At 56.8% G+C, this 250-nt stretch carries 1 pseudogene; it reads right to left on the minus strand.

What is annotated here, in order from left to right:
* Positions 1-250, minus strand: a pseudogene (locus SB772_RS43900) (sigma-54-dependent Fis family transcriptional regulator); the annotation flags it as partial.

Genomic DNA, 250 nt, shown 5'->3' on the forward strand with positions numbered 1-250 from the left:
TGCCAATCGCGTTGGTCCCACCAGTGCGTTCGGTCCAGTTACAACCGGGTATTAAGCGGAGTTCGCCAAGGGGGCCAACGATACGCGAATCACCAGCAAGGTCGAGAATCGTCCCATCTGGATCAGTTAGAACCAGTACCGTCTCCGTCTGGCACAGCAGCTCGCGGGTCTGGCTGATGAGCGGCTCAATGGCATCCATCAGTCGGTAGTTCCTGGCTCGCAGGTCGAAAACACGATCTTCATCAAGAGG

It is taken from the genome of Paraburkholderia sp. SIMBA_030 (genome assembly GCF_046535245.1).
In the GTDB taxonomy this organism is placed as follows: domain Bacteria; phylum Pseudomonadota; class Gammaproteobacteria; order Burkholderiales; family Burkholderiaceae; genus Paraburkholderia.